At 61.5% G+C, this 25,240-nt stretch carries 25 protein-coding genes and 1 pseudogene; 12 read left to right on the top strand and 14 right to left on the bottom strand.

The annotated features are described in order from the left end of the window. Window positions 1-3: 3 nt before the first annotated feature. The 4 genes from B0G75_RS10170 to B0G75_RS10155 all read left to right on the top strand — a co-directional run bounded on the left by B0G75_RS10170 (window position 4) and on the right by B0G75_RS10155 (window position 5,013). Entirely contained in the window at window positions 4-957 is a 954-nt protein-coding gene (locus tag B0G75_RS10170) for a LysR family transcriptional regulator (protein WP_106304058.1), read from the top strand. A 63-nt stretch (window positions 958-1,020) separates the two neighbouring features. Beyond that, window positions 1,021-2,430 (top strand): FAD-dependent tricarballylate dehydrogenase TcuA, encoded by a 1,410-nt coding sequence (gene tcuA / locus B0G75_RS10165; protein ID WP_106304055.1) that lies wholly within the window; start codon window positions 1,021-1,023, stop codon window positions 2,428-2,430. Then, window positions 2,417-3,631: a tricarballylate utilization 4Fe-4S protein TcuB gene (gene tcuB, locus B0G75_RS10160; RefSeq protein ID WP_106304051.1), complete on the top strand. Its 1,215-nt coding sequence runs from the start codon at window positions 2,417-2,419 to the stop codon at window positions 3,629-3,631. Before tcuA ends, tcuB begins: the two co-directional genes overlap by 14 nt. Before the next feature lie 62 nt (window positions 3,632-3,693). After that, on the top strand, window positions 3,694-5,013 hold the full coding sequence (locus B0G75_RS10155; RefSeq protein WP_106304048.1) for an MFS transporter: 1,320 nt from the start codon (window positions 3,694-3,696) through the stop codon (window positions 5,011-5,013). Window positions 5,014-5,071: 58 nt separating this feature from the next. On the opposite strand, the gene B0G75_RS10150 is transcribed toward B0G75_RS10155, so the two are convergent. The 5 genes from B0G75_RS10150 to B0G75_RS10140 form a co-directional block, all read right to left on the bottom strand. Continuing rightward, on the bottom strand, window positions 5,072-5,860 hold the full coding sequence (locus B0G75_RS10150; RefSeq protein ID WP_013343447.1) for a class II aldolase/adducin family protein: 789 nt from the start codon (window positions 5,858-5,860) through the stop codon (window positions 5,072-5,074). Between the two features lie 47 nt (window positions 5,861-5,907). After that, a complete protein-coding gene (locus B0G75_RS10145; protein ID WP_106304045.1) occupies window positions 5,908-7,215 on the bottom strand; it encodes an MFS transporter in 1,308 nt (435 codons plus the stop codon). A 32-nt stretch (window positions 7,216-7,247) separates the two neighbouring features. Next, window positions 7,248-7,379 carry a hypothetical protein gene (locus B0G75_RS41225; protein WP_258194348.1) on the bottom strand — a complete coding sequence of 44 codons (132 nt, stop codon included), beginning with the start codon at window positions 7,377-7,379 and terminating at the stop codon, window positions 7,248-7,250. Window positions 7,380-7,387: 8 nt separating this feature from the next. Next, the gene (locus B0G75_RS41220; RefSeq protein WP_258194346.1) at window positions 7,388-7,513 is read right to left on the bottom strand and encodes a hypothetical protein; all 126 of its coding nucleotides are present in this window, start codon (window positions 7,511-7,513) and stop codon (window positions 7,388-7,390) included. Window positions 7,514-7,628: 115 nt separating this feature from the next. Further along, entirely contained in the window at window positions 7,629-8,618 is a 990-nt protein-coding gene (locus B0G75_RS10140; protein WP_106304042.1) for a D-2-hydroxyacid dehydrogenase, read from the bottom strand. A gap of 275 nt (window positions 8,619-8,893) precedes the next feature. Between B0G75_RS10140 and B0G75_RS42005 the strand changes: the two genes are divergently transcribed. Next, window positions 8,894-9,217, top strand: a complete 324-nt coding sequence (locus B0G75_RS42005) for a transposase (protein ID WP_146142495.1) — start codon at window positions 8,894-8,896, stop codon at window positions 9,215-9,217. A 62-nt stretch (window positions 9,218-9,279) separates the two neighbouring features. Here B0G75_RS42005 and B0G75_RS10135 read toward each other — a convergent pair whose 3' ends face one another. The 3 genes from B0G75_RS10135 to nthA are packed head-to-tail and all read right to left on the bottom strand — an operon-like array spanning window position 9,280 to window position 11,903. Further along, entirely contained in the window at window positions 9,280-10,575 is a 1,296-nt protein-coding gene (locus tag B0G75_RS10135; RefSeq protein WP_106304039.1) for a GTP-binding protein, read from the bottom strand. Further along, window positions 10,572-11,264: a nitrile hydratase subunit beta gene (gene nthB, locus B0G75_RS10130; RefSeq protein WP_106304036.1), complete on the bottom strand. Its 693-nt coding sequence runs from the start codon at window positions 11,262-11,264 to the stop codon at window positions 10,572-10,574. The genes B0G75_RS10135 and nthB overlap by 4 nt, the downstream gene beginning before the upstream one ends. A gap of 39 nt (window positions 11,265-11,303) precedes the next feature. Continuing rightward, on the bottom strand, window positions 11,304-11,903 hold the full coding sequence (gene nthA / locus B0G75_RS10125; protein WP_106304033.1) for a nitrile hydratase subunit alpha: 600 nt from the start codon (window positions 11,901-11,903) through the stop codon (window positions 11,304-11,306). Window positions 11,904-12,474: 571 nt separating this feature from the next. Here nthA and B0G75_RS10120 point away from each other — a divergent pair. From B0G75_RS10120 to B0G75_RS10105, 4 genes are all read left to right on the top strand, one after another. Beyond that, on the top strand, window positions 12,475-13,371 hold the full coding sequence (locus B0G75_RS10120) for a transporter (protein WP_106304031.1): 897 nt from the start codon (window positions 12,475-12,477) through the stop codon (window positions 13,369-13,371). Window positions 13,372-13,452: 81 nt separating this feature from the next. Beyond that, window positions 13,453-14,511, top strand: coding sequence for a phenylacetaldoxime dehydratase family protein (locus B0G75_RS10115; RefSeq protein ID WP_106304028.1), 1,059 nt, complete (start codon window positions 13,453-13,455; stop codon window positions 14,509-14,511). Between the two features lie 57 nt (window positions 14,512-14,568). Further along, window positions 14,569-16,095: an amidase gene (locus B0G75_RS10110; protein ID WP_106304024.1), complete on the top strand. Its 1,527-nt coding sequence runs from the start codon at window positions 14,569-14,571 to the stop codon at window positions 16,093-16,095. A gap of 108 nt (window positions 16,096-16,203) precedes the next feature. Next, window positions 16,204-17,253, top strand: coding sequence for a helix-turn-helix domain-containing protein (locus B0G75_RS10105; RefSeq protein ID WP_106305567.1), 1,050 nt, complete (start codon window positions 16,204-16,206; stop codon window positions 17,251-17,253). A 56-nt stretch (window positions 17,254-17,309) separates the two neighbouring features. On the opposite strand, the pseudogene B0G75_RS42000 reads toward B0G75_RS10105, so the two are convergent. The 6 genes and pseudogenes from B0G75_RS42000 to B0G75_RS10080 form a co-directional block, all read right to left on the bottom strand. Continuing rightward, a pseudogene (locus B0G75_RS42000) lies at window positions 17,310-17,454 on the bottom strand (helix-turn-helix domain-containing protein); the annotation flags it as partial. Between the two features lie 51 nt (window positions 17,455-17,505). Then, window positions 17,506-17,757 carry a ketopantoate reductase family protein gene (locus tag B0G75_RS10100; RefSeq protein ID WP_374956884.1) on the bottom strand — a complete coding sequence of 84 codons (252 nt, stop codon included), beginning with the start codon at window positions 17,755-17,757 and terminating at the stop codon, window positions 17,506-17,508. Between the two features lie 98 nt (window positions 17,758-17,855). Then, window positions 17,856-18,485, bottom strand: coding sequence for a fumarate hydratase C-terminal domain-containing protein (locus tag B0G75_RS10095; RefSeq protein WP_106304021.1), 630 nt, complete (start codon window positions 18,483-18,485; stop codon window positions 17,856-17,858). Window positions 18,486-18,496: 11 nt separating this feature from the next. After that, window positions 18,497-19,366 carry a fumarate hydratase gene (locus B0G75_RS10090; protein ID WP_106304018.1) on the bottom strand — a complete coding sequence of 290 codons (870 nt, stop codon included), beginning with the start codon at window positions 19,364-19,366 and terminating at the stop codon, window positions 18,497-18,499. Window positions 19,367-19,496: 130 nt separating this feature from the next. Then, window positions 19,497-20,672: a porin gene (locus tag B0G75_RS10085; RefSeq protein WP_106304015.1), complete on the bottom strand. Its 1,176-nt coding sequence runs from the start codon at window positions 20,670-20,672 to the stop codon at window positions 19,497-19,499. Between the two features lie 145 nt (window positions 20,673-20,817). After that, window positions 20,818-22,158: an MFS transporter gene (locus B0G75_RS10080; RefSeq protein ID WP_106304012.1), complete on the bottom strand. Its 1,341-nt coding sequence runs from the start codon at window positions 22,156-22,158 to the stop codon at window positions 20,818-20,820. 216 nt (window positions 22,159-22,374) lie between these two features. Between B0G75_RS10080 and B0G75_RS10075 the strand changes: the two genes are divergently transcribed. The 3 genes from B0G75_RS10075 to B0G75_RS10065 all read left to right on the top strand — a co-directional run bounded on the left by B0G75_RS10075 (window position 22,375) and on the right by B0G75_RS10065 (window position 25,155). Continuing rightward, window positions 22,375-23,562 (top strand): CaiB/BaiF CoA-transferase family protein, encoded by a 1,188-nt coding sequence (locus B0G75_RS10075; RefSeq protein ID WP_106305564.1) that lies wholly within the window; start codon window positions 22,375-22,377, stop codon window positions 23,560-23,562. Between the two features lie 45 nt (window positions 23,563-23,607). After that, window positions 23,608-24,300, top strand: a complete 693-nt coding sequence (locus tag B0G75_RS10070; protein WP_106305561.1) for a carboxymuconolactone decarboxylase family protein — start codon at window positions 23,608-23,610, stop codon at window positions 24,298-24,300. Window positions 24,301-24,399: 99 nt separating this feature from the next. Beyond that, window positions 24,400-25,155 (top strand): GntR family transcriptional regulator, encoded by a 756-nt coding sequence (locus B0G75_RS10065; protein ID WP_106304010.1) that lies wholly within the window; start codon window positions 24,400-24,402, stop codon window positions 25,153-25,155. Window positions 25,156-25,240 lie beyond the last annotated feature (85 nt).

Genomic DNA, 25,240 nt, shown 5'->3' with positions numbered 1-25,240 from the left:
TAAATGGAACTCAGACAATTACGCTATTTTCTTAGCGTCGTGAAGCATGGAAGCATGGGCAAGGCAGCGCTGGAACTCGGCGTGGTCACATCGGCACTGAGTCAGCAGATCAGCCGGCTCGAAGGCGAGCTGTCCACGCGTCTGCTGCAACGCACGTCCGCTGGCGTCGTGCCGACCGACGCGGGCCTCGCGTTCTGGCGTCAGGCGCAACTCGCTCTCCGTCACATCGACGATGCCGCGCTCGCCGCGCGCTCCGCTCGTCTGTCCGGTCACGTGAGCGTCGGTATGGCGCCGAGCACGGCGAGCGTGCTGGGCGTCGCGTTCATGCAGGCCATGCGCACGCGTTATCCCGACGTGCGGCTGCACATGGTCGAAAGCCTCTCCGGCTATCTCGCCTCCATGCTGAGCGCGCGGCAGATCGATCTCGCCGTGCTGTTCCGCGAGGAGCCCGCGCAGCGCTTGAGCCTCATGCCGCTGCTCGACGAACGCCTGTTCCTGATCGGCGCGGGTGAGCTCGACGGCATGCCCGTGAGCGCATCCGTGCGGCTGAAGAATCTTGGCCGGCTGCCGCTCATTCTGCCCAGTGGCGCGCATGGGTTGCGCTCGCTGCTGGCATCGGCGTTCAAACGTGCCGAACACGAGCCGAATATCGTCGCCGAAGTGGACGGCCTCGCGCTGCTGATGGACTTCGTGCGCAGCGGCCTGGGCGCGACCATTCAGCCCGGCGCGGCGCTGGCCCGGCCTGAGAACCTGGCCCTGACGAGCGTACCCGTGGCGGAGAAGTACGCCACGCGGCCCAACATGATCGCCAGCATCTCCGACGACGAACTCTCACCCGCAGGCCTCGCCGCCCGCGTCGTGCTCGCCGATGTTGTCCGTCGACTCGTGCAGGAAGGCCGCTGGCCCGGCGCACGGCTGCGCGAGCCGGGGTCTTCACAAAAACTGAAGACCTCTTGACGGCGCGCTGGTAGCGAAGCGGGCACGAGACCCTTACGATGCGTCGGAAAGGAGACAAGTCTGATGGTCGATGTGCTCGTAATTGGAGGAGGCAATGCCGCGTTATGCGCCGCATTGATGGCGCGTGAAGCCGGCGCGTCGGTCCTGCTGCTCGAATCGGCGCCCCGCGAATGGCGCGGCGGCAACTCGCAACACACGCGCAATCTGCGCTGCATGCACGACGCACCGCAAGACGTACTCGTCGATGCCTACCCGGAAGAGGAGTTCTGGCAGGATTTGCTCAAGGTGACGGGCGGCATCACAAACGAGCATCTTGCGCGGCTAACCATTCGCGCGTCGTCATCCTGCCGTCCGTGGATGCAGAAGCACGGCGTGCGCTTCCAGCCGCCGCTGTCCGGCGCGCTGCACGTGGCGCGCACCAATGCGTTTTTCATGGGCGGCGGCAAGGCGCTGGTCAACGCGTATTACCGCAGCGCGGAAGCGCTCGGCGTGGAAATCCGCTACGAGACGCCCGTGGATTCGCTCGAACTCGACAGCGGCCGCTTTATCGCGGCGAGCAGCGGCAGGCAGCGCTTCGAGGCGCGCGCCTGCGTGCTGGCGGCGGGCGGGTTCGAGTCGAATCGTGAATGGCTGCGCGAAGCGTGGGGGCAGAACGAGCGCGGCGAATGGCCCGCCGACAACTTCCTGATCCGCGGCACGCGCTTCAACAAGGGCGTGCTCATCAAGCATATGAGCGATGCCGGCGCGGACATGATCGGCGATCCGTCGCAGTCGCACTGCGTCGCCATCGATGCTCGCGCGCCGTTGTATGACGGCGGCATCTGCACGCGCATCGACTGTGTATCGCTGGGCGTCGTCGTGAATCGCGATGCCGAGCGTTTCTACGATGAAGGCGAGGACTTCTGGCCCAAGCGCTATGCCATATGGGGGCGGCTCGTCGCGCATCAGCCGGGGCAGACCGGCTATTCGATCATCGACTCGAAAGCCATCGGCCGGTTCATGCCGCCGGTGTTTCCGGGCGAGAAGGCCGACACGCTGGCGGAACTTGCGGGCAAGCTCGGGCTGCCGGAAGCGCGCTTCATGGAAACGCTCACGCGTTATAACGATGCCTGCCGCGTCGGCACGTTCGACCATACCGCGCTCGACGACTGCCATACCGAAGACCTGACGCCGCCGAAGACGCACTGGGCGCGCCGTATCGATACGCCGCCGTTCTATGGCTACGCGTTGCGGCCTGGCATCACGTTCACGTATCTCGGCCTGAAGACCAATGATCGCGCGCAGGTTCACTTCGGCGGCGAAGCCAGCGACAACCTGTTCGTGGCCGGCGAGATGATGGCGGGCAACGTGCTCGGCAAGGGCTATACGGCGGGTGTCGGCATGTCGATCGGCACGGCCTTCGGGCGCATTGCCGGGGCCCGGGCGGCGCGCGTCGCACTCAACACAACGGAGGCAGCCAGTGCAGCAGTCTGACGTGCTCGCGCCCGACCGCACGCGTACTGCGTCGCCGGGCGAGGCCAACCACACCACCCACGGCAGGACGGCGCGCGTGGTTTCCATTGTGCCGATGAGCAGGAGCGAAACCGAAGTCGCGCGGCAGATGCAGATCTGCAACGCGTGCCGCTATTGCGAAGGCTTCTGCGCCGTCTTTCCGGCCATGACGCGCCGCCTCGAATTCGGCAAGGCGGACGTCAATTATCTGGCAAATCTCTGCCACAACTGCGGCGCGTGTTATCACGCGTGCCAGTATGCGCCGCCGCACGAGTTCGGCGTGAACGTGCCGAAGGCCATGGCTGAAGTGCGCCTGGAAACGTACACCGAATACGCGTTTCCGGCGTCGTTCGGCGCGCTGTACAAGCGCAACGGGCTTACGTTGTCGGTGGCATTGTCGGCGGGGCTCGCGCTGTTCCTGCTGTTGGGCACGGCGTTGCACGGCCGCTTGTCGGGCGATGTCGCGCCGGCGAACTTCTACGCCATCTTCCCGCACAACCTGCTGGCCGCGATGTTCGGCATCGTGTTCCTGTTCGCCATTCTTGCGCTCGGCGTGGGCGTCACGCGTTTCTGGCGCGACGTGGCGGCGGGAACGACGAGCGCGAGCGCGCCCGCGGTCGCGGAAGCGGCGAAGAATGCGCTGACGTTGAAGTATCTCGATGGCGGCCACGGCGATGGCTGCAACGAAAATAACGACGCCTTCACGCTCGCTCGACGCCGGTTTCATCATTTGACGTTTTATGGCTTCGTGCTGTGCTTCGCCGCCACTGCCGTCGCGACGGTCTATCACTATGCGCTCAAGCTGGAAGCGCCGTATCCGTTGTTCAGCTTGCCGGTGCTGCTGGGCACGGCGGGGGGCATCGGATTGATCGTGGGCCCAGCGGGACTGTTGTGGCTGAACCTGAACCGCGTGCCTGAACGGGGCGATGCCCGTCAGCGTCCGATGGACCGCGGTTTCATTGCGCTCCTTTTGTTGACGAGCGCGTCCGGTCTTGCGCTGCTCGCATTCCGCACGACGTCGGCCATGCCGTCGCTGCTCGCGGTGCATCTGGGCATTGTGATGGCGTTGTTCGCAACGCTGCCCTACGGCAAGTTTGCACACGGCGTATTCCGTTCGGCGGCGCTGCTCAAATCGTCTATTGAGAGACGGCAGCGCAACACACTGAGCGTCGGTTCGGACTAGCATCGACAGGGCGCCGCGGGCGTCCTTCCGCATAGATACATAGACAAGAAGCAGGAGACGCAATGAACCCCACAGAACCGATCGCCGCGACGTCCGGCGTTTCGCGCTCGACGCGCGCGGCCGCCGTGCTGCGCGTGACCAGCGGCAACTTCCTCGAACAGTTCGATTTCTTTCTGTTCGGCTTTTACGCAACCTTCATTTCGAAAATCTTTTTTCCTTCGACCAGCGAATTCGCCTCGTTGATGCTCACCTTCGCCGTGTTCGGCGCGGGCTTTCTCATGCGTCCTCTCGGCGCAATCTTTCTCGGCGCGTATATCGACAAAGTGGGGCGGCGCATGGGGCTGATCGTCACGCTGTCGATCATGGCGAGCGGCACCGTTCTGATTGCGTGCGTGCCGGGCTATGCGAGCATCGGCCTGCTTGCGCCTGCGCTCGTATTGCTCGGCCGGCTGCTGCAGGGCTTCTCGGCGGGCGCGGAACTGGGCGGCGTGTCCGTCTATCTCGCGGAGATGGCGACGCCCGGCAACAGGGGCTTTTACACGAGCTGGCAGTCGGCGAGCCAGCAGGTTGCCATCGTCATGGCAGCGGCCATTGGCTATGGCCTGAACGAGTGGCTTTCCGCGCAGCAGATCGGGGCGTGGGGCTGGCGCGTGCCGTTCCTCATTGGCTGCGCGATCGTGCCGTTCCTGTTCATGCTGCGCCGTTCGCTGCAAGAAACGGCCGCGTTCGAGGCGCGGCAGCATCATCCGCAGGCGCGTGAAATCTTTTCGATGCTGCTTGCCAACTGGCGCATCGTCATCGGTGGCATGTTGCTGACGGCGATGACCACTACGACGTTCTATCTCATTACCGTCTATACGCCGACCTTCGGCAGGTCAGTGCTGAAGCTGTCCACGGCGGATAGCCTGATGGTGACGCTGCTCGTGGCCGTATCGAACTTCGTCTGGTTGCCCATTGGCGGCGCGGTGTCCGACCGCATTGGCCGCAAGCCGCTGTTGCTCGCCATTTCGGTGCTGGCGATCTTCACCGCGTATCCGGCGCTGTCGTGGCTCGCCGATGCACCGAGCTTCGCACGCATGTTGATCGTGCTGCTATGGTTCTCGTTCTTCTTCGGCATGTACAACGGCGCAATGGTCGCCGCGCTGACCGAAGTGATGCCGGTCGAAGTGCGGGTCGCGGGTTTCTCGCTGGCATTCAGTCTGGCGACGGCAGTCTTCGGCGGATTTACACCGGCAGTGTCCACGTATCTTGTTCAGGTAACGCATGACAAGGCCGCGCCCGGTTACTGGCTGAGCTTCGCTGCGCTCTGCGGCTTGTGCGCGACGCTCGGGCTATACCGCCGCCGCGCGAGCAGCAGCGCGTCGGCGGCGTCGTCCGCCTGATAGCGATTGTATCGTCGCGTTTTCAGGAAGCCCGGCTTCGCGCCGGGCTTTCGCGCTTTCAGTCGCGATAGGATGGATCGATGCGATCCAGCTTGCGCAGCAATGCAGGCCATTCCATCAAGCCGTACGGGCGGCGCGTCTGCGGTTGATAGTTCATGTATGTTTCTTCGAGCACGTCGCGCGGAACCGGATTCAGTTCGGTATTGCACGCCATGGCTGCGAGTTGCGTCCTGCACGACAACTCCAGCCGATGCATCGCGTTGAACGCTTCGGGAATGGTCTTGCCGACGGTAAGCAGGCCGTGATTGCGCAGAATGAGCGCATTGTTCTCGCCAAGATCGCGCAACAGCGACTCACGCTCGGAGACATCCAGCACCACGCCGCAGTAATCGTGATAGCCGATCTTGTAGAAGCGCATGGAAGTCTGCGTGAGCGGCAGCAGCCCGCACTTAAGCGCCGACACGGCCATGCCCGGCCAGCTATGCGTGTGGATCACACATTCGAGTTCGGGCTTCGCCTCGTGAATCGCGCCGTGAATCACGTATCCCGCGCGGTTGATGCCGTAGTCCGCGCCAACGAACGCGGGCTTGCTGAGAATGTTTCCGTCGATATCGATCTTGATCAGGCTCGAAGCTGTGACTTCCTCGTACAGCATGCCGTAAGCATTGATCAGATACGAGCCTTCCTCGCCTGGCACGCGCGCCGAGATATGGTTGGCGGCCATGTCGGACATACCGTATAGCTCTATCAGCCGGTAGCATGCGGCCAGGTCGACGCGCATTTTCCATTCGGCTTCCGAGCATTGCTCGAACATCGATGGAATGGAGAATTCGGGAAGCTTGGTCATTCGAGATTCCTCATCAAAAGGTGATCGGAAAGAGCAGGGCGCGCCGCTTACGACTCCATTTGCATGTCGCTGCGGCGCAGGCTCAACGTGGCGATCAGCGTGCAGCCGATGCATGCCGACGCATACAGATAGAAACCGCTTTCATGGCCGATGCTCTTGAACCAGAGCCCGGCGTAACTGGCCGTGCCGCCGAATACAGCCGTCGCGATGGCATACGGTACGCCCACGCCCAGCGCCCGCAGCCGCGCGGGAAACAGTTGGGCCTTCATAACGGAGCACACGGACGTGTAGCCGGAGACGATCATCAGTGCAAGCGCGAGCAGCAGGAACGCAGTTGTTGCGCTATGTGTGTGCGCGAGCGCCGTCAGCAGCGGCCAGGTGCCGAACGTGCCGCCAATACCGAACCACAACAACAGCGCGCGTCGCCCGATACGATCCGACAGCGCGCCGAAGAACGGCTGCACAACCATGAACAGCGTTAACGTCGACAGCGAAAGCCACGCGCTCGTCTGCGCGCTCAACCCAACGGTATTGACGAGGTAGTTGTGCATATAGACCGTGTAGGTGAAGAACGCGAGCGTGCCGCCCGTGGTTAGCCCGAACACGAGCAAAACGGGCCGCCAGTGCTCGCGCAACGACGACAGCGACACGCCGCGCTTGTCCTTCTCGTCGAGCGCGCGGAAGTCCGGGGTTTCATCGATATTGCGACGCACCCACCATGCCACTAGCGCGAGTGCCGCGCCGGTGATGAACGGCACCCGCCAGCCCCAGTCGATCAGTTCCGCACGCGGAATCAGCGCCTGCAACACAACCTGCACGAGCGTGGCGAGCAACTGGCCGAGAATCAGCGTGACGTAGTGGAAGCTGCTGTAGAAACCGCGATGGCCGGGCCGTGCGATCTCGCTGAGATACACCGAACTCGCGCCGTACTCGCCGCCGAGCGAAAAACCCTGTACGAGCCGAGCGAGCAACAACACGAGCGGCGCGGCCATGCCGATCTGCGGATAGGTGGGACACAGGCCGATGGCGAGTGAGCCCGCGCACATGAGGATGACGGACAGCGTGAGGGCGGAGCGGCGTCCGCGCCGATCGGCATAGAGGCCGATTAGCCAGCTTCCGACCGGCCGCAGCAGAAAGCCGATGGCGAAGATCGCCGCCGTCGAAAGCAATTGAATGGTGCGGTTCTCACGCGGAAAGAACGAAGCCGCGAAGAAAATGGAAAAAGTCGTATAAACGTGAAAGTCGTACCACTCGATCAGATTGCCGATGGAGCCGCCCGCAATCGAGCGCAGCGCGCTGCGGCGACGTAATGGACGCGTGGCAGCGTCGAGTTCGGCGGGTGTCGTTTCGTGCATGGTGTCTCCTTTTATTCTGAATTGAATATGCCTCAGTCTCGATTGCGCGCCGACAGCGACGCACCCTGGCGCAGCAGGCGCGCTGGGAATGTCACCAGCAACACGGCCGCGCCGCATGCGATCACCGCGCCCAGCAGCGCGAGTCCCATGCTCAAGCGCTCCACGCTGCGGCTCATCCAGCCAGCGCGGCAGTGCTCGATGCGCCGCTGAGCGAGCCGATCACGTTGACGTGCGCGATGGCCGCCGCTGCGGAGCCTTTCGGCAGATAGATCGTGCGTTCCCGCGCCTCGTCTGCCAAGGGTTCGCTGTGCCCGGCGACACGGGTGTAGCGAAGCTGAAGCTCATCTCTAGTCCTTGTTATGGGCCGGGCTCGCGGGCCGCCTCGTATTGGGGAGCGGCGTGCGGTCGCCGCTTCAGCGCGCAAGGTTGAGCAGCGGTTCGCCTCGCTGCCAGCGCGCGAGGTTGTCGAGCCAGATGCGGCCGACCGCTGCGTACTGGCTGTCCGACTGTCCCGCCATATGCGGCGTGAGAATCACGTTCGGCATATCCCATAGGGGCGATGCCGCGCTCAGTGGTTCGTGCTCGAACACGTCGAGATAAGCGCCCGCCAGCGCACCGCTACGCAGCGCGGTGATCAGATCCGCTTCGATCACGACTTCCCCGCGCGCGACATTCACAAGATGCGCCTGCTTCGGCAGATGCGCCAGACGGCTTGCATCGATGAGCTTCGTCGTCTGCGGCGTGAGCGGGCAGGCGAGCACAAGCCAGTCGGCGCGCGGCAACACGTCGTCTAGCATCGAGTAATCGATGAAGCCTTCGCCCTGTGCCTCGCGGCGTACGACGATCACGTTCATCTCCAGCGCATCGAGCAGGCGGGCGAGCCGTTGACCGATGGCGCCGTAGCCCACGATCACGGCGGTCTGACCGGCCAGGTCGCGCGGAGCGGCATCGAGCAGCAAGGGACGCCATGCGCGTTCGCGCTGCGCTTCGTGCAGCAACGGCAGGCGGCGCGCAAGCGCCAGCAGACCGGCAAGCGCAGCATGCGCAACCGTGCGCGCGTTCGCGCCGGAGGACGACGTCACCTGCACGCCGCGTTGCCGCAGTTCGACGAAGATCGGCCGATCGACGCCCGCGGAATGCGCATGCACCCAGCGGAGATTCGGCGCGGCGCGCAGTATGTCGTAGAAGTGGCGGGTTTCCGGCATCAGGTCGTGCTTGGTCGAACGGCCCGTCACGTCGCGGCTCACGAACACGATTTGCGCCTCGGCGCCTGACGCATCGCCGGGTGACAGCAGGCGGAAAGGCGTCGCGCCGAGCGTGCGCGCGATCTCGCGGTCGAAGTGGCGCGCGGCCACATCGGAGAGAAGGATGTTCAGGGCCCGCATTGTCTCCATCACTGTCATGTCGTTGAGTTGGGCGGCGCGCCGGGCTATCTGGAATGGGAAAGGCACGTGCGCCACGACATCATTTTGATCCAAACCAGGGCACGTGTTGAGCCGTTTGGTGTAGGCACCGTTTCCAAAATCGGAAAGCTCGGGCGTCTGCGTGAACTAACATGTGTCAGCCAATAAAAAGGAACAATCCGCCGGTAGCCCTGTTGGTTGCTGTTTGACCATGACAGTTCTCCCGTTTCGTCGACTGCTGCTTTGCAATGCAAACCAGGGAATAGACTGCGTCTTTGCAAACGGCCTTTGCCGAAGAGACAGAGCAAGATGAAGAAGGCGCTGACAATTTGACGCCAGCTTCAGGCTGGAAATGGTACGGATGTGTACGAGATCAGGATTTATCGGTCAGCGAAGTCAGCCGGTCGAGGGACCTCGTTAAGACAGCCGTAAGGTACTGGGTGGCGCAGTACGATGCGGAACACTCTGGCGGCGCCGGCGAAGGTAAATCGCTGACGGCGGAACAACAGCGCATCCGGCAACTTGACGCAGAGAACCGGCAATTGCGGGAGGACAATGCGCTACCAAAAAAGCGTCGGCCTTCTTTGCCCGGGAACTGAAGTCACTTACCGGGTGGTAGCGCACTTGCAACAGGAGGCCGTGGTGTTTTTTAAATCCGTCGCTACTGAATGGTTGAGAGAGCGTCGAATGTGCCGGCTTCCGGAAGTTGCACCCACGATTCCGGTCCCGAATTGATTTCCTCGACCGTCAACAGACACGCATCAAGTTCCAACTTCAACCGCTCGCAATCGATCGCCTGCCCGATAAACACGATCTCTTGCCGACAATCGCCGACCGGCTCCTCCCATCTGTTCAGCACACCGTCGCGGCGATAGTCGTCGCGCGGCCAGTCCGACTGCGGGACGAACCGCCACCAGCGGCCGACATAGCCCCATTGGAACCGCCCACCCGTCTGCACCAGCATGCCGATCTCAGCATGGCGGTGCGCGGCCCACAGGTAGCCCTTGCAGCGCAGCAGCCGGCCGTTGGTCCACGGTTGACGTAGCCACGCGAGAAGGCGTGCCGGGTGAAAGGGCGCACGTTCTCGATAGACCCACGACGCGATCCCGTACGACTCCGACTCCGACGGCCGTTCATCGATTTGCATCCGTTGCATCCACCCGGGAGATTCCATGAGGGCTGGCAGATTGAAGCGTCGTGTATTAAGGATTATAGAAGCATCAATTTCTCCGTTTCGCATCGGCAGGATCTGCGCGGACGGGTTCAGCGACGCAAGCGTTACGCGGAGCCGGTCGAAACTCGCTTCGCCGATGCGGTCGACCCGGCTGACGAGAATCACGTTCGCGTGCTCGACCTGCTCTATCAGCAGATCCGACAGCGGGCGCGACGCGGCGGCATCACCGCCGTCCGTGGCGTTTGCATCCCGCGCGACATCGTTCGTGACCGACTCCGTTGACGCGATCCTGTCCTCAAAGGTCTCGCCGTCGACGACCGTCACGAGCGTATCGAGCCTCGCGAGTTCGCTGAGGCTGGAGCCGTCGCGATCGAGGAACGCGAACGTCTCTGCGACCGGCATCGGCTCCGAAATCCCGGTGGATTCGATCAGCAGGTAATCGAAGCGCCGTTGCCGCGCGAGCGTGCTGATCCGCTCGAGCAGATCGGCGCGCAACGTGCAGCAGATGCAGCCGTTGCTCATCTCCACCAGCTCGTCGTCGCCGCGATGTAGCTCGACGTGGCGGCGCACGTCGTCCGCGTCGATGTTCACGTCGCTCATGTCGTTGACGATCACGGCGACCTTCAGCCCGGCGCGATTGCGCAGCACGTGATTCAGCAGCGTGGTCTTGCCGGCACCGAGAAAACCGGACAGTACCGTCACTGGAATACGCGTCGGCGGTTCAGCCGGCCCGACTTGCGCGTCGGCAAGCGCAGTCTCGGTCGTGCTGGCCTGCGCGTTCACGCGGTCGTCTCCGCCGCGTGGGACCCGGTGGGCGCATCGGCGGGACGCACCGGCGCGCGGTTCAGATAGCCCTCGAACAGGTCGGCGACAACATAGCCGTCGTCCGCCGCGTCGCCCCACAGATCCCTCGCGCGGAACTCGACGTGATATGTCGGCTGATGGACGGCGCACGTGTCACCGTGGCCGATGGTATCCGGGAAGGGCCATGATTCTGTCGTCCGGTGCAACACGACGCCTTCCTTGCCGCGCACGTAGCCCGGGGCGCGGATGTGGCCACTGACGTATTCGTCCCGGACGACAACGCGGTCGCCGACCTCGAAGCGCGCGCCACCGGCGGGCGCCGGGCGGCCGTTCGAATGGGGTGGATTTGCGAGTTTGAAGTGAGAGCCGAGCGCGGCGTCGAGCTCCGCCTGCGTCAGCACGCCGGTCTCGACGAGCAGCGTCGCGGTCGCGATCACGTAGCGCTCGTAATAGCGGGTACCGACGTGTTGGCGCACATCGATCCGCTCGACCGCGTGACGCACCTCGTCGACGCTGAATTTCTTTAACTGATCGACACCGACAAACATCAGGCTGTATGCGAGATGCTCCCAGTCTTCCTTGAATACGGGTTTGTAATCGAGACTGTTGATCGTGTGCGGAACGCGGCCGAAGCCCTGGAATCCGCCCAGGTCGTGAAAACCGTCCATTGAGATCTCCGAAATGAATGTCGAGGGTAAGTGTGTAGTTCAGCCGAGGCGTGGCAGCGCGACGCCGATCAGCACGTCCTTCGTGACGAGCGCCTGCAGTTGCGCCTCGTTCATCCCGTCGGTGCCGGCTGGGCGCATTGGCAGCACCAGATAGCGGCTTTCGGCCGTCGTGTCCCAGACCTTCACGACGACGTCGTCCGGCAGATTTGTACCGAGCTCCCGCAGCACCGTTCGGCCTTCGCGGACCAGCCGCGCGCGGTATTCAAAGCCCTTGTACCATTCGGGCGGCAAGCCAAGCACCGGCCAATTCGTGCACGAGCACAGGCTGCAGACAATCACGTTCTTCAGCGTTGGCGTGTCCTCGAGCGCGACGATGTATTCGCCCTGTGGGCCGGTGTAGCCGAACTGCGCGCACGCGGCGGTGCCGTCCTTCAGCAGCAGTTCGCGGAATGCCGGATCGACCCAGGCGCGCGCGACGACACGCGCGCCGTTCGCCGGATCGAACTGCTCTGACATCATCTGCGTCAGTCCTTCGACGTAGCCGTCGGGGATCAGGCTCTTCTCTTTCATCACACGGAACAGCGCCCAGGCTCGTTCGCCTGGCGTCGAGGTCGTGTGTGCGGAGGGTGTCGCGTTCATTGTTGGGACTCCTTGTCTTGGTTCGGAACGACCGCGTTCGCGATGCCACGCAGCCGTCGGTCGAAGCGAGGCGCGGCCGCATCGTGCGGTCACGCTCAACGAGCAGGGTAAGAAGAGAAAAAGCGCGCATCTGTGTCGACGCGGATCAGAAACTGTGCTGAGACGGAAGTGTCTGAGAAGAGCGGTAGCCGGCGGCACGGAACACGATACCGCCGCTGTATACAGGCGACGACGCATCCGTGCGCCGCGCGTCATCGCGAGCGATTCCCTCGCGCCACCATGCACATCCTCACGTTTGCCTGACCCGCCGCCGCTTGCCGGATGGCATTTCGATGACGCCGCGTGCCGAAGCCCGTCACAGTCAACTTGTTGTTCCGCTGCGAAACAGAAACGCGCATTTTGCCTTTCTATTATCCCCTCAAGCGATGTCGGTCACGGGCGCCGCGAATCGGTAGCGCGCGTCGCGCGTCGCCATATAACAGCCAGGCAACGCACCCCGATACCGGCGTCCGGCGCGACGTCCGTTTCCGCACGCCGGTCGCGGAGGTGTCTGCACATCCAGGTATGGGGAATGATGGAATCCGTCAACGGCATGAAATTTAAGCGGATCGTGCGCGCGATCGGCGCATCGCTGATTCTGATCGCGTCACACTATGCGGGTGCGGTCGAGGTCGATCCGGGCGACTACGAACAGTACCCGGTCGGCGCCACGATCGGCGTGCTTTACTACAACTATTCGGCGACCAACGCGTATTACGCGAACGGCAGCAAAACGTCGGATTTCGACCTGCAGTCGAACGTCGGCATCGCGCGTCTGCTGCACGTATTCGCGCTGACCGACCGGCTGACGATCGATCCGCAGGTCCTGCTGCCGTTTGGACACGTGAGTGGCTTCGGCAACGCGAGCGGGCTCAGCAGCACGAACGGCGTCGGGGACGTGATCCTGACCGCGCCGCTGAAATTCCGCCTGAACGACGCGAAGGACGTGATCGCTGGGACCGTCTACCTGTATGCGCCGACCGGAAGCTATGACCAGAACCGCAGCCTGAATCTCGGCGCGAACCGCTGGTCGCTCGACTTCCAGGCCGCGTACATCAAGCACTTCTCGCCGCAATGGGCCCTCGATCTGGTCGGCGACGCGATCTGGTACAGCAACAATACGTCGTATGGCACAAGCGGAGCGACGCTGCATCAGCGGATGAGCTATAGCGCGCAGGCGATGGTCCGCTACATGCCGGACCCGGGCACGTCGTTCGGCCTCGGCGTCACGCAGTTCTGGGGCGGCGCGACGAGCGTCGACGGCTCCGACAACCACGACGCGCTGCGCACGACGCGTATGCGGCTGACCGCGTCGAAGTTTGTGACCAGGGCCGATCAGGTGCAGATCCAGCTCGGCACCGATCTCAGCGTTCACAACGGCCCGCGCGACAGCGTCCTCGTCGGGTTGCGCTACGCGCACATTTTTTAACGCCGCGCATTGCATCGACGTCCTCAGCAAGGCCTTTTCGTCTCTCCATTTCATCAACCAGTCATCCCAGCGAGGCCATTCATGGAATCCGCCATCGACAAACATCTGGTCTGCCCGCGCACGCTGTCGCGCCGCGTCGCCGACGATTACCAGCCGCCGTTCCCGATGTACGTTGCCCGGGCGGCCGAAGACCTGAACCAGGTTGTGATGGGCTACTTCGGCGTCCAGTATCTCGGCGCGGAACAACGTCCAGCCGCGCTCGCTGCGCTGCGCCGGATCGTCGCCGGCTTCGGCGTCTCCGACGGCCCCGGCAACCACGATCTGACGCAACACACTGACGATGAGGGCTACAACAACCTGATCGCGGTCGGCTACTGGCGCGACCCGGACGCGTATGCGCGCTGGATCGCGTCCCCGGATGTCGCCGGCTGGTGGGCGTCTGAGGAGCGGCTCAAGGACGGCCTAGGCTATTTCCGGGAGATCGTCGCGCCGCGCGCCGAGCAGTTCGAGACTCTATACGCGTTCACGAGCGACTTCCCGGGCGTCGGTGCGGTGATGGACGACGTCAGTGGCGAAATCGAGGAGCACGGCTACTGGGGCTCGATGCGCGACCGCTTCCCGATCTCGCAGACCGACTGGATGCGCGCAGACGGCGAACTGCGGATCGTCGCCGGCGACCCGGCGCAGGGCGGTCGCGTTGTCGTGCGCGCGCACGACAACGTCGCGCTGATCCGCTCCGGCCAGGACTGGCGCGCAGCCGAACACGACGAGCGCCGGCTGTATCTGGACGAGATTGAACCGACGCTGCGCGCCGGGATGGACTTCCTGCGTGACAACGGCGCGGAGGTTGGCTGCTACAGCAACCGCTACGTGCAGTCGATAGACCTCGACGGCAACCTGCTCGACGAGAGCTACAACATCGGCCATTGGCGCTCGCTTGATCGCCTCGAACGCTGGGCCGAGTCGCATCCGACTCATCTGCGGATCTTCGTCACGTTCTTCCGCGTCGTGACCGGGCTCGAGAAGCTGCGTCTGTATCACGAGGTGTCCGTGTTCGACGCGAAACATCAGTTGTACGAATACGTCAATTGCCATCCGCGAACCGGGATGTTGCGCGACGCTATCGCCGCCGCCCGCTGACGCCCCCCGCGCGCCGTGCTTCGCGTTCGGCGCCGCCTCAACAAACTGGAGAATGTCATGGCTATCAAGCGCCCAACCCGCGGGCAACTTTCTGATATCGCGGCCGGTTTTGGCTTCCATGTCGACGACCGGCAACTGGCCGATTATGACGACGCATTGCAGGCGAACTTTGACGCGTACGACGCGATCGACGCGCTGCCCGACTATCTGCCCACGGTCGAGTATCCACGCACACCCGGTTATCGGCCTGAAGGCGATGAGAACCGCTACGGCGCGTGGGCGCGCAAGAGCACGATCCACGGTGCGCCGGATGGCAAGCTGCATGGTCGGACCGTTGCGATCAAGGACAACATCAGCGTCGCCGGCGTGCCGATGCGCAACGGCGCAAGCACCTTCGAGGGCTACGTGCCGGACGTCGACGCGACCGTCGTTACGCGCCTGCTCGATGCTGGGGCAACGATCGCCGGCAAGTCGACCTGCGAGTACTACTGCTTTTCCGGCGGCTCACACACGAGCGCGTCGGGGCCGGTACAGAATCCGCGCAAGGCCGGGCATTCGTCCGGAGGCTCGTCGTCGGGGAGTGCCGCGCTGGTCGCGGCAAGCGAGGTCGACATGGCGCTCGGCAGCGATCAGGGAGGCTCAGTGCGGATTCCGTCGGCGTATTGCGGAGTTTACGGCATGAAGCCGACGTACGGGCTCGTGCCGTACACCGGTGCGATGCCGATCGAAGCGACCGTCGATCATCTCGGTCCGCTGACGCGCAGCGTGCTCGACAACGCGCGGCTGCTCGACGTGATCGCCGGAGACGACGGGCTCGACCCGCGTCAACGCGCGTTGCCGCCGCGTGCCAATTTGCTCGACGGGATCGACAGAGGTGTCGCCGGGCTGCGGATCGGCATCCTGCGCGAAGGTTTCGGGCTTGCAAATTCGGAGTCGGTTGTCGACGAGGCTGTACTGGTCGCCGCGCACCGGCTGCGCAAGCTAGGTGCGATCGTCGACGAGGTGTCGGTGCCGCTGCACGCGTCCGGCACCGCTATCTGGTTGCCGATCGCGGCCGAAGGTGCGACGCAGCAGATGATGAAGGGTAACAGCCACGGCTTTAACTGGAGAGGGCTGTACATGACCGGCATGATTGACCATCATGCAGGCTGGCGAGAGCGCGCCGACGAGTTGCCGGACACGGTGAAGGTTACGATGCTGCTCGGCGAATACTTCACGAGCCGCTATCGCGGTCGCTACTACGCGAAGTGCCAGAATCTTGCGCGGCGGCTGCGCGCCGACTACGACGCAGCGCTGCAATCGTTCGATCTGCTGCTGATGCCGACCGTTCCAGTCCGCGCGTCAAGGCTGCCCGAGCCGGGCTGCACGATGTCCGATTCGCTGACGCGCGCGTTCGAAATGCTTGCGAACACCGCGCCCTTCGACGTGTCTGGGCATCCGGCGATGTCGCTGCCTTGCGGGATCGCCGAAGAATTGCCGATCGGGCTGCAACTGGTTGGCCGTTGCTTCGACGAGGCGACAATCTATCGATGCGCATTTGCATACGAACAATCGTCCGACTGGAGCCAGACGACGTTCGCATAACGTGCCCGGCGCGGCGGCGAGCGGTAAGCTGTCGAATCGGCTGGACAACGCGTATTTGAACCGGCACTCTACGCGCTGCTTATCCGCTCTTCCATTTGGAGCATGATCATGACGATGCCTCCTTTCCCTCGCGCCGGGAGCGGCGACGCTCCCGGCCGGGACTCCAACGGCGCGCCGGTCAAATGGACGGACTCTTCAATCGAGGTCGCTGCCGAGGGCTCCGTCAGCCAGCGCATCGAGTTCTGGCGTGAAGCGATCCTGCGTTTGTTCGCGGACGTGCAGATAGCTGCCGTGCAGAAAGCCGATTTCTTCGGCCAGGTGCGGCAGCGCAAGTGCGACAAGATGCGGATCTCAGAAATCTCCGCTGGCGAGCAGGCGGTGACCCGGCGTTATCGTCAGGCGCGGGACGAGTATGAGGACAAATATTTTGCGGTATTGATGCTCGAGGGCAGCCAGTCAGTGGAGCAGGACGGGAAGATCGTCACACTGCATCCTGGGGACTTCGCAATCTACGACGCGACACGGCCGCATCACTTGCGGTTCGGCCAGTCGTGGCGCGAGATCGTCGTGAGCATTCCCCGCCCGACGCTGAACCAGCTCGTCGTCGGAATTGAACAACGCACTGCGCACCCGATTCAAACCGCGCAGGGCGTCAGCAACGTGATGCGCGGGTTTCTTGTACAGATGGCGTCGCAGATGCGTCACGTGTCCGATGACGAGCTGCTGCAACTCTCGGATACTGCGATCGCGCTAATCGGGATGACGCTAGGAAACCTGCAGCGCAACGACTTCACCCAGTCGCGGATGAAAGCACTGACGCTGACGCGCGTGAAACGGCACTTGCTTGAGCACTTGCGCGACCCGGAACTGAACCCGCTAATGATCGAGCAGGCGATCGGCATTTCTTCGCGGTACATCAACAAATTGTTCGAGGCGGAAAATACGTCGCTGATGCGCTACGTGTGGAATCTGCGGCTTGAGCGGTGCGCGGAAGATCTCGCGAATCCTATGTATGCGGTGATGCGTGTGTCCGACATCGCGTTGCGCTGGGGATTCAACGACATGTCACATTTCAGTCGTGTGTTCCGTGAGCGCTTTGCGATGTCACCGCGGGCATGGCGAGAACTGCGACACGCGAGTGGCAGCTCTTCTGCATGATTACGGTACATCAATCGATGTGCAAATCTACCGCTCCGAAAATAGCCTCCCTGCCGTCAGCGTTTCCCCTCAACCACGCATTCCGATGCCGCGTCACGCACTCGCACTTCGCGGCGAAACGCGCCGGGGCTCGTGCCCGTCCATTTGCGAAAGGCCGCGATGAAGTGCACTCGGCTTCGTGAAGCCGAGCTCGCACACAATGGCATAGTCATGTTGCCGAATGTGTCGGATACTTCGCGACACTGCCTGCGATCAAATCGGCAGTTTGATGACCCCGGCGCTTCCACTTATAAAATTGATCTGACTGTCCGAACCAACGGCGCCACCTCTGTTCGCGTTATCGCTTGCCCGAGGCCGGGTGTGAATCGTCTGCCCATCGCTTTGTAGAGTCAACCCCCGTTTATCAATCGCAAAAAGCGTTGCGCCGCGTGCGAGCACACTTACATCGTGACCGGCTTTCGCCAGGCGTGCGGCAAAGAAGCCGCCGATTGCGCCGGCGCCCACTACAAAATTCGCATGTTCTTCCTTTTCTTAATGCACCGCAGTACTCGCTGGCATTAAAAGTGTACCGAAGTGCTTCAGGCGATGTTATTAACGATGCCTTACTCGTGTGAGCCTGCTTGGCGTTCGTCTTTAAGAGCCGTCAGGATTTCCAGGAGTTTAGAGAGGGCATTTTGCGTAAGCCCCTCATAGACGCTGTTGCCATGCACGTCTATTCCAACAGTCAGCGGACCGAGGTTTTCGACTCTTACTTTAACTAGCCGGTAGTGCGTGATGAGATCTTTCCAATACACGTCTGTGACTTCGCGGATCGCTTCAGACAGTAGTGCGCAACCGCCTCCCAGGAAGGATAGGTATATACACCCAGCCTCCTTCATGGCGTGAACGCTTTCCAGATCAAGGCCGCCCTTACCACCAGTAAGACGCAAGCCAAGCCCACGAATCAATGTTGGCATGTATTGGTTGAAGCGCGTACTGGTCGTGGGGTTGAGATACAGCATCTCGTACCCGTCTTCATTTTCACGGGTCATGCTTCCTACGTGAAAAAGAGTGCCGCCAGAGAAGTCGAGCGGAAGTGGCTTTTTGTCGTTGACGAACTCCGTGAGGCGCTGATAGGTGGGAAGCCCGGCTGATACGACAATCTCTCCGCTCAAATAGACGAGGTCACCTACCGATAGATCCCGCACCGAGCTCTCGTCGAGGGGCAAATGAAGGTTGTGTGTCTTGAGCATGATTTATAGTCCTATTCAATCGTCGTGACTTCGCCTTCGTTGCTGATACGCACTCGCGTACGACGATCGATCCAGCAGTTGAAGCACACGGCTACAGGGGTGAATCCATGTCCTGCGGCGTAATTGATGTGGACCGCCATGGCGGTGGTATCCCCACCGGTCCCCATAGGACCAAAACCCATAGAGTTGATCGCCTTTAACAAGCGTTCTTCCATAGCGGCCAGAATCGGCTCAGGATTTTCTTCCTCCATCCGGCGAAGCGTAGCTTCCTTGGCCATCTTGGCGGCATAGTCAAAACTCCCGCCAATTCCCACGCCTACAACAACAGGTGGACAAGCCTGTGAGCCAGCTCGAATGACCGTGTCCAGAATGAATTTCTCGATGGTCTCCAAGGATGGGAATGTAAAGATCTCGAGAGCCGCCCATCGCCCGGATCCTAACGCTTTAGGAGAGCAGGTGATGTCAATGTAGTCGGCATCGTCAATGACGTCGAACGTGATAATCGGCATATCCTTACCCTCGTAACTGCGCTCGAGAGTGAGGGGATTCGTTATGTGCTGCAGTAGCGGAGGGTTAATTGTGTTGGTCAGTTCTTTGAACCCATCACGAATTGCTTTTTTGACACTTCCCTCGAAGGTCACCTTTGATCCGATTCGCACCAGGTAGGCGGGAAAGCCCGCATCCGAGCATACGAAGTGGTTGCGCGATTCTGCAGCTTCGGCGCTTTTGATCATGATGGTCAGCGTATTTTTGGCAACTTCGCTGCGTTCTCGTGTGTGGGCTGCGCTGAGAGCGCGCCTGGCATCTTCCGGGACCCGTCTGAGCGAGCGGTCATACATCTGCGCCGTCACTGCTTTCAACTGATCGTATGAGATCGCCACGGTCTTCTCCTTTGTTTCGGGTATTTGTCGCTTAAAGCTTCCGCTCGAAAACCGCTTAAGCCTGACTTACGATGCCGGACCGCATGTTGCATACCGGACCGTGCGGTATCTGGGCGCCTCCACGCCGTCGTCAGAACTTGTGACGCAGGCCGATACGTACCATGGTGACGCTGTCCGATGATGATGGCGTCAGAACGTTGATGGCCGCAACCGCCTTATGGTTCGTAGAATCGACACCTGAGGCATGCTGATAGACGGCCGTTAAATAAACGTCCGTTCTCTTGGACAAGAAGTAGTGCGTGCTGGCCTCGGCTTGGTGATAAGTCGCCCCGTCATTGACGTTGTTCGAGCTACCCTCGGTGTAGTCGTAAGCAACGCCCGCCATCCACGCAGGCGTGATCTGATAGCTGAAGTTCACCTCGGCGTTGTTAAATGTCGCATTTCTCGCATATCGGCTCGGGTTTGGCCCAGAGGTCGTATCGCCCATGCCACGGAAACTGATATTTGAATACGTTGCGCCGAAAGTGGATGCGCCGTATGTATATGACGCGCCGGCACCGATGTCCTGATAAGAATGCGCGGAGAGGAAACCGCGATAAACGGGTGATGTTGCATTGGCCGCGGTCGCCGTTGCAGCCGTCGCGGAGTTGCCTCCAAACAAGCTTGTGTTGGGGTTCCGGGCATTGAGATAGGCGACACCGAGGGAGAGCGGGCCGCGCGTGTAACCAGCGCCCAATGACCAGATCTGATTTCGCGTCACGTCACCCGCTACGCCTCCGAGGCTGTACGTGCCACCGAATGAAAAGCCAGCATAGTCAGCGCTTTTGAACTTCACCGCGTTATTGCTTCGGAAGCTGTAGTTGAAATTGTCGAGGTCACCCGGATGAGCCGAAACGTAGCCGCCCCACTGATTGCTCACTGAGTATTGACCCACGAAGTCGGTAAGCGCGTCGTACTGTCGGCCGAATGTAACGGTGCCGTACGTGCTGGATAGTCCGACATAGGCTTGCCGGCCGAACATCAGGCCCCCTTGGCCGAGTCGCCCGTTCGTTACGTCGAAACCATTCTCCAGCCGGAAGATCGCTTTAAGCCCCCCGCCGAGATCCTCGCTCCCGAAAAGTCCGAACCGGCTTCCCTGATTAACGCCGCTCACCATGGCAAACAGACGTCCGCCATTGGCGTTCGACTGATAGTTGAAGCCGGCATCAACAATGCCGTAGAGCGTAACGCTGCTTTGACCATACGCGGCGGTGGCGAAGGCGCCGAGCGCTGCCATCGTGCAAAGCGAGTAGGAAGGCTTTTTCATTAACAGTCTCCAGGGTTCGGTTTTATAAAGGCGTGGGCAAGGCTTCGCCATCAGAGAGGCCGAGAAACGGTGGCTCTCGTTGACAGTTACGTAGTGGTGTTGTCGAGCAATGCCAAGGTATCGATCCTCGGCTCTTCGGTGCTGCTCAGACGTTTTTCGTCTTGATCGGCTTGTCGTGACGACCCACCGCGACGACAGTCACGGCGCCAATCAGCATCAGGGCAGCAAGGTAAAACTGGCCCGCGGCAAGCGTGTGTGTGGTCTGGTTAAGCCAGCCGATGATGCCAGGGCTGACGAGGCTGCCAAGTCCCGCAAGCGTGCTGATCAACGCAATCCCACCGGCGGCGGCTTCTTTGCTTAAATAGAGGCTGGGCATGGACCAAAACGGTCCCATCGCGGAAAACGTGCCGGCTGCGGTCACGATCAATGCGACGACCGACAGCGCTGGATTTGCCGACACTAGCGGCAGAGCGGCCCAGCCCGCCGCTGCGACCAGAGCAGAAAGCGCGGCGTGCCAGCGGCGCTCCTTGCGCGCGTCGGAGCGTCGAGCCACGAGGTACTGACAGACGAATCCAGCGACGAAGGGGAGCGACGACAATACGCCGATCGTCCACATATCGGTAATACCAGTTCGGTTGATGATTGTAGGCAACCAGAAGAAAACGTTCGACGCGCCGGCGAGAAGCGCGACGCCCATTCCTGTCAACAGATAAAAACGAGGCGAGAGCAGCACCTTTCCAAAGGAATTGTGGGCGGTGACGCTGGTCGCCTCGCGGTCGGCACGCAAGTCACGTTCAATGATGGCGACCTCGTCCGACGAGAGCCATGGCGCACTAGCCGGCGTATCATGCAGCCGCCGTACTACGACGAAGATCAAGAGCAATGGGGGCATGCCTTCAATCAGAAAAAGCCAGCGCCAGCTGTGCAGCCCTGCAACACCATCCATCGTGTGCATAATGATCCCCGACAGTGGGCCACCGATCACACCTGCAATAGGAATGGAGGCCATGAAGAGGGCGGTAAAGCGTGCCCGGTGGGAGACCGGCACCCAGTAGGTGAGGTAGAGCAGGATGCCGGGGAAGAGTCCTGCCTCAGAAGCGCCGAGCAGAAAGCGCCAAAGGTAATAGCCGTTCTGACTGTTCATGGCGGCCAGCCCGGCCGAACACACTGCCCAGAGAACCATGATCCTAAGAAATGTCTTTCGGGCGCCGATTTTCGCTAGCAGCATGTTGCTCGGAATTTCGAAGAGCATGTATCCGGCGTAAAAGATGCCGGCCCCGATTCCGAACACTGTCTCAGAGAGCCCCAAGTCGCGCAGGAAGCTCAGCTTCGCGAAGCCGACATTAGAGCGATCGATAAAAGCAACGATGTAAAGCAGCATAAGAAGCGGCATTAAGCGCCAGAGCAGCTTCTTATAGACGGCGTTTTCCGTCGTAATGCCAGCGGATAGGTTGCCAGTCGGCGAGGTGGATGTCTGAATGGTCACTGCTGTCTCCGTCTTTGAACAGGCTCGATGCGAGCAAGCGCACTCGGTAGCCGAATTAAAGACTTTGGATATGTAAAAGTCAATAACATGACCTATAGGGTTTTTGCCGGCAGCGCCGGGGTCCAGGAACAGACAGAATACGACGCATGGATTGTGACGTACGTTGAAACGACAACGAGTCGTCACGCGAACTATCGATCGGAATGGGAAAAGATCATGAGTGGACCCCTCTCTCACATCAGAGTGCTCGACCTCAGCCGCATCATGGCCGGCCCCTGGAGTGGCCAGATCCTTGCGGACCTCGGCGCCGACGTCATCAAGGTGGAACGCCCCGAAGTAGGCGACGACACCCGCAGTTGGGGGCCGCCGTTCCTGAAAGCAGGCGATGGTACGCCGTCGAAGGAGTCAGGCTATTTTCTGTCCGTGAATCGGGGCAAACGCTCGGTCGCAGTTGACCTGGCGACCTCTGAGGGGCAGGAGACCGTACGTGCGTTGGCGGCGCAGTGCGACGTTGTGCTTGAGAACTTCAAGGCCGGCGCCCTGAAGCGTTATGGCCTTGCCTATGACGACTTGAAGGCAGTCAAGCCGGATCTGATCTTTTGCTCGATCACGGGTTTTGGTCAGGATGGCCCGAAGTCGGAAAACGCCGCCTACGACTTTATGATTCAGGCGATGGGCGGGCTGATGAGCGTGACGGGGGAGCGTGACGACGAACCGGGTGGCGGCCCGCAAAAGGTTGGTGTGCCGATCGTCGACATCATGACCGGCATGTACGCAACGGTCGGCATTCTCGCCGCGCTCGCGAGGCGCAACCATACGGGCGAAGGCGAGTACATCGATGTGGCGATGCTCGACGTTCAGGTCGCGTTTCTCGCCAATCAGGCGATGAACTATCTTGTCTCGGGTAAGACGCCGGCTCGCAACGGCAATAAGCATCCGAATATCCAGCCGCAGGACGTGTTCAAGTGCCGAGACGGCTATCTGGTCCTCGCGGTCGGTAACGACGGCCAGTTCCGCAAATTTTGCGACGTCATCGCGCGTTCCGGACTTGCTGATGACGAGCGCTTTGCGACCAATGCGCAACGCGTGCGTAACCTTCCCACGCTGCTCGCGATTATTCGCGAAGCGCTGCTCGAAGACGACCTCGCGGTCTGGCTCGCCAAACTTGATGCCGCGACGGTACCGTGTGGGCCGATCAACACCATTCCAATGGTTTTCGAAGACGCTCAGGTCAAACACCGCGAGATGCTGCGCCATCTTCCTCATCCGGTCTCGGGCACAGTACCTCAAGTGGTGAGTCCGATTCGGCTGCGCAATGCACCGTTGAGCTTCGACCGCGCACCCCCGACGCTCGGGCAGCATACGGACCAGGTGCTGCGTGAGCTCGGCATCACGCGCGCGTGAAGCGGGCGATGCAGGTCAAATGACATCAACTTGCAAGGACTGAACGTGGCACGCATTCCCCTTTTTTCTCCCGAATCGATGACCGCCGAACAGGAGCGCGTCTATCGGGCCGTCGTCGACGGACCACGCGGAACTGTCGTCGGTCCTTTGCGCGCTGCGTTGCATCGCCCCGACCTGGCCGACCGCTGGCAGCGGTTTGGCGAAATCCTGCGCTATGGAACGACCTTGCCGGCGCGGCTGACGGAACTGGCAATCGTTGTCACGGCACGGCGCTGGAACAGTCAGCTCGAATGGCATATTCACGCCGAGGCGGGCCTGCGGGCTGGTCTGAGTCAAGCCGTGCTGGACGCGATCAGGACGGGCGCGCAGCCCGCATTTGATGACGCAGAAGAAGCTGATATTTACGAATTCGCGCGACAACTGCAACAGACCGGCAATGTCGATGAGGAGGTCTACCAGCGCGTCATGCATCGATGGGGCAACGTCGGTGTAGTTGAGCTTGGGGCGGTGATTGGTTACTACACGCTCGTATCGATGACGCTCAACGTCCACCAGATCCCGTTGCCCGACGACGTGTCGCCGCCGCTCGCGCCCCTGCCTCATACGAATGAATCAGGCGAGGCGCTGCCAACTCTTGCGCGTAGTTCCTTGTCATGTCCGCCATCCGATGCGGAAGCCGGAAACGGGGACGAATCTGTGTTCCCCCGGTCGGGCAGCCACAAAAAGTCAGTAGGCTAGACTAGTGGCTTTTTGGATTAAACTACGAGGGCTCCCGGCATGCGGGCTGCTCTCGGCAGCCGCGCTGGAAGAGCCACTTCACATCCATCCGGAGTTGGAATGAGCATAGAGGCGGCCCTGAAGGAACCAGCCATTGATTTCAGCCTGAGCGGAGTAGCCCGCTATATCCAGCTTGCGACGCTCTTCAGAAGGCGCATCGAGTCGGGTCAATGGGGTGTCGGCACGCAGATTCCGACAGTCGATGAACTGGCCGAAGAATGCGCCGTCGCTCGCGCCACCGTCCGGCAGGCGCTTGACATCCTCGAGGAAGACAAGCTCATCGAACGCTTTCGCGCCAAAGGTACCTTCGTCACTCAGAAGCCACAAAGCCAGCTCTGGTGCGAGGTGCCCACCGATTTGTCCGGCCTGCTGCTCGCCGCGGAGGGGGCCAGCATCGAATTGCTGAAGTCCGAAAAGGGCGTTATGCCCACCAACATCCTGCACACCGGCGGGAAGCTCGCCCCTTCCTATCACCACTGGCGCCGACGCCATTCACGCGAAGGCCAGCCCTATTATCTCGGCGATGCGTATATTGACGAACGCCTGAACCGCCGGATCCCGAAGTCCGCATTCAAGCAGTACACGACCATGCGCATCCTGCGCGACATGCCGGATCTCAAGCTTCAGGAAATTCGCCAGACAATTACAATTGGCACCGCCGACATGGAGCTTTCGCGAATGCTGGAAATCCCGCTCAACGCACCGGTTGCGCATGCCTATCGCACCGCAACCACTGCCGATGGAACCATCGTTTTCGTAGGCAACGGTGTGTATCGGGGCGATGTCATTCGCCTGGATATCAAAGTCGCACTCTAAGTCGTGTAAGGGGTGCCGCCAAGGGCGGCGCTCGCCATTCCCGTATCAGTGTTTTCACCCATCAGTTTTTCGATGCTTTTAGGTC

It is taken from the genome of Paraburkholderia sp. BL18I3N2, from assembly GCF_003001875.1.
In the GTDB taxonomy this organism is placed as follows: Bacteria; Pseudomonadota; Gammaproteobacteria; order Burkholderiales; family Burkholderiaceae; genus Paraburkholderia; species Paraburkholderia phytofirmans.
Note: the sequence above shows the minus strand (reverse complement) of the source record. Positions and strands in the feature narration are given on the sequence as shown.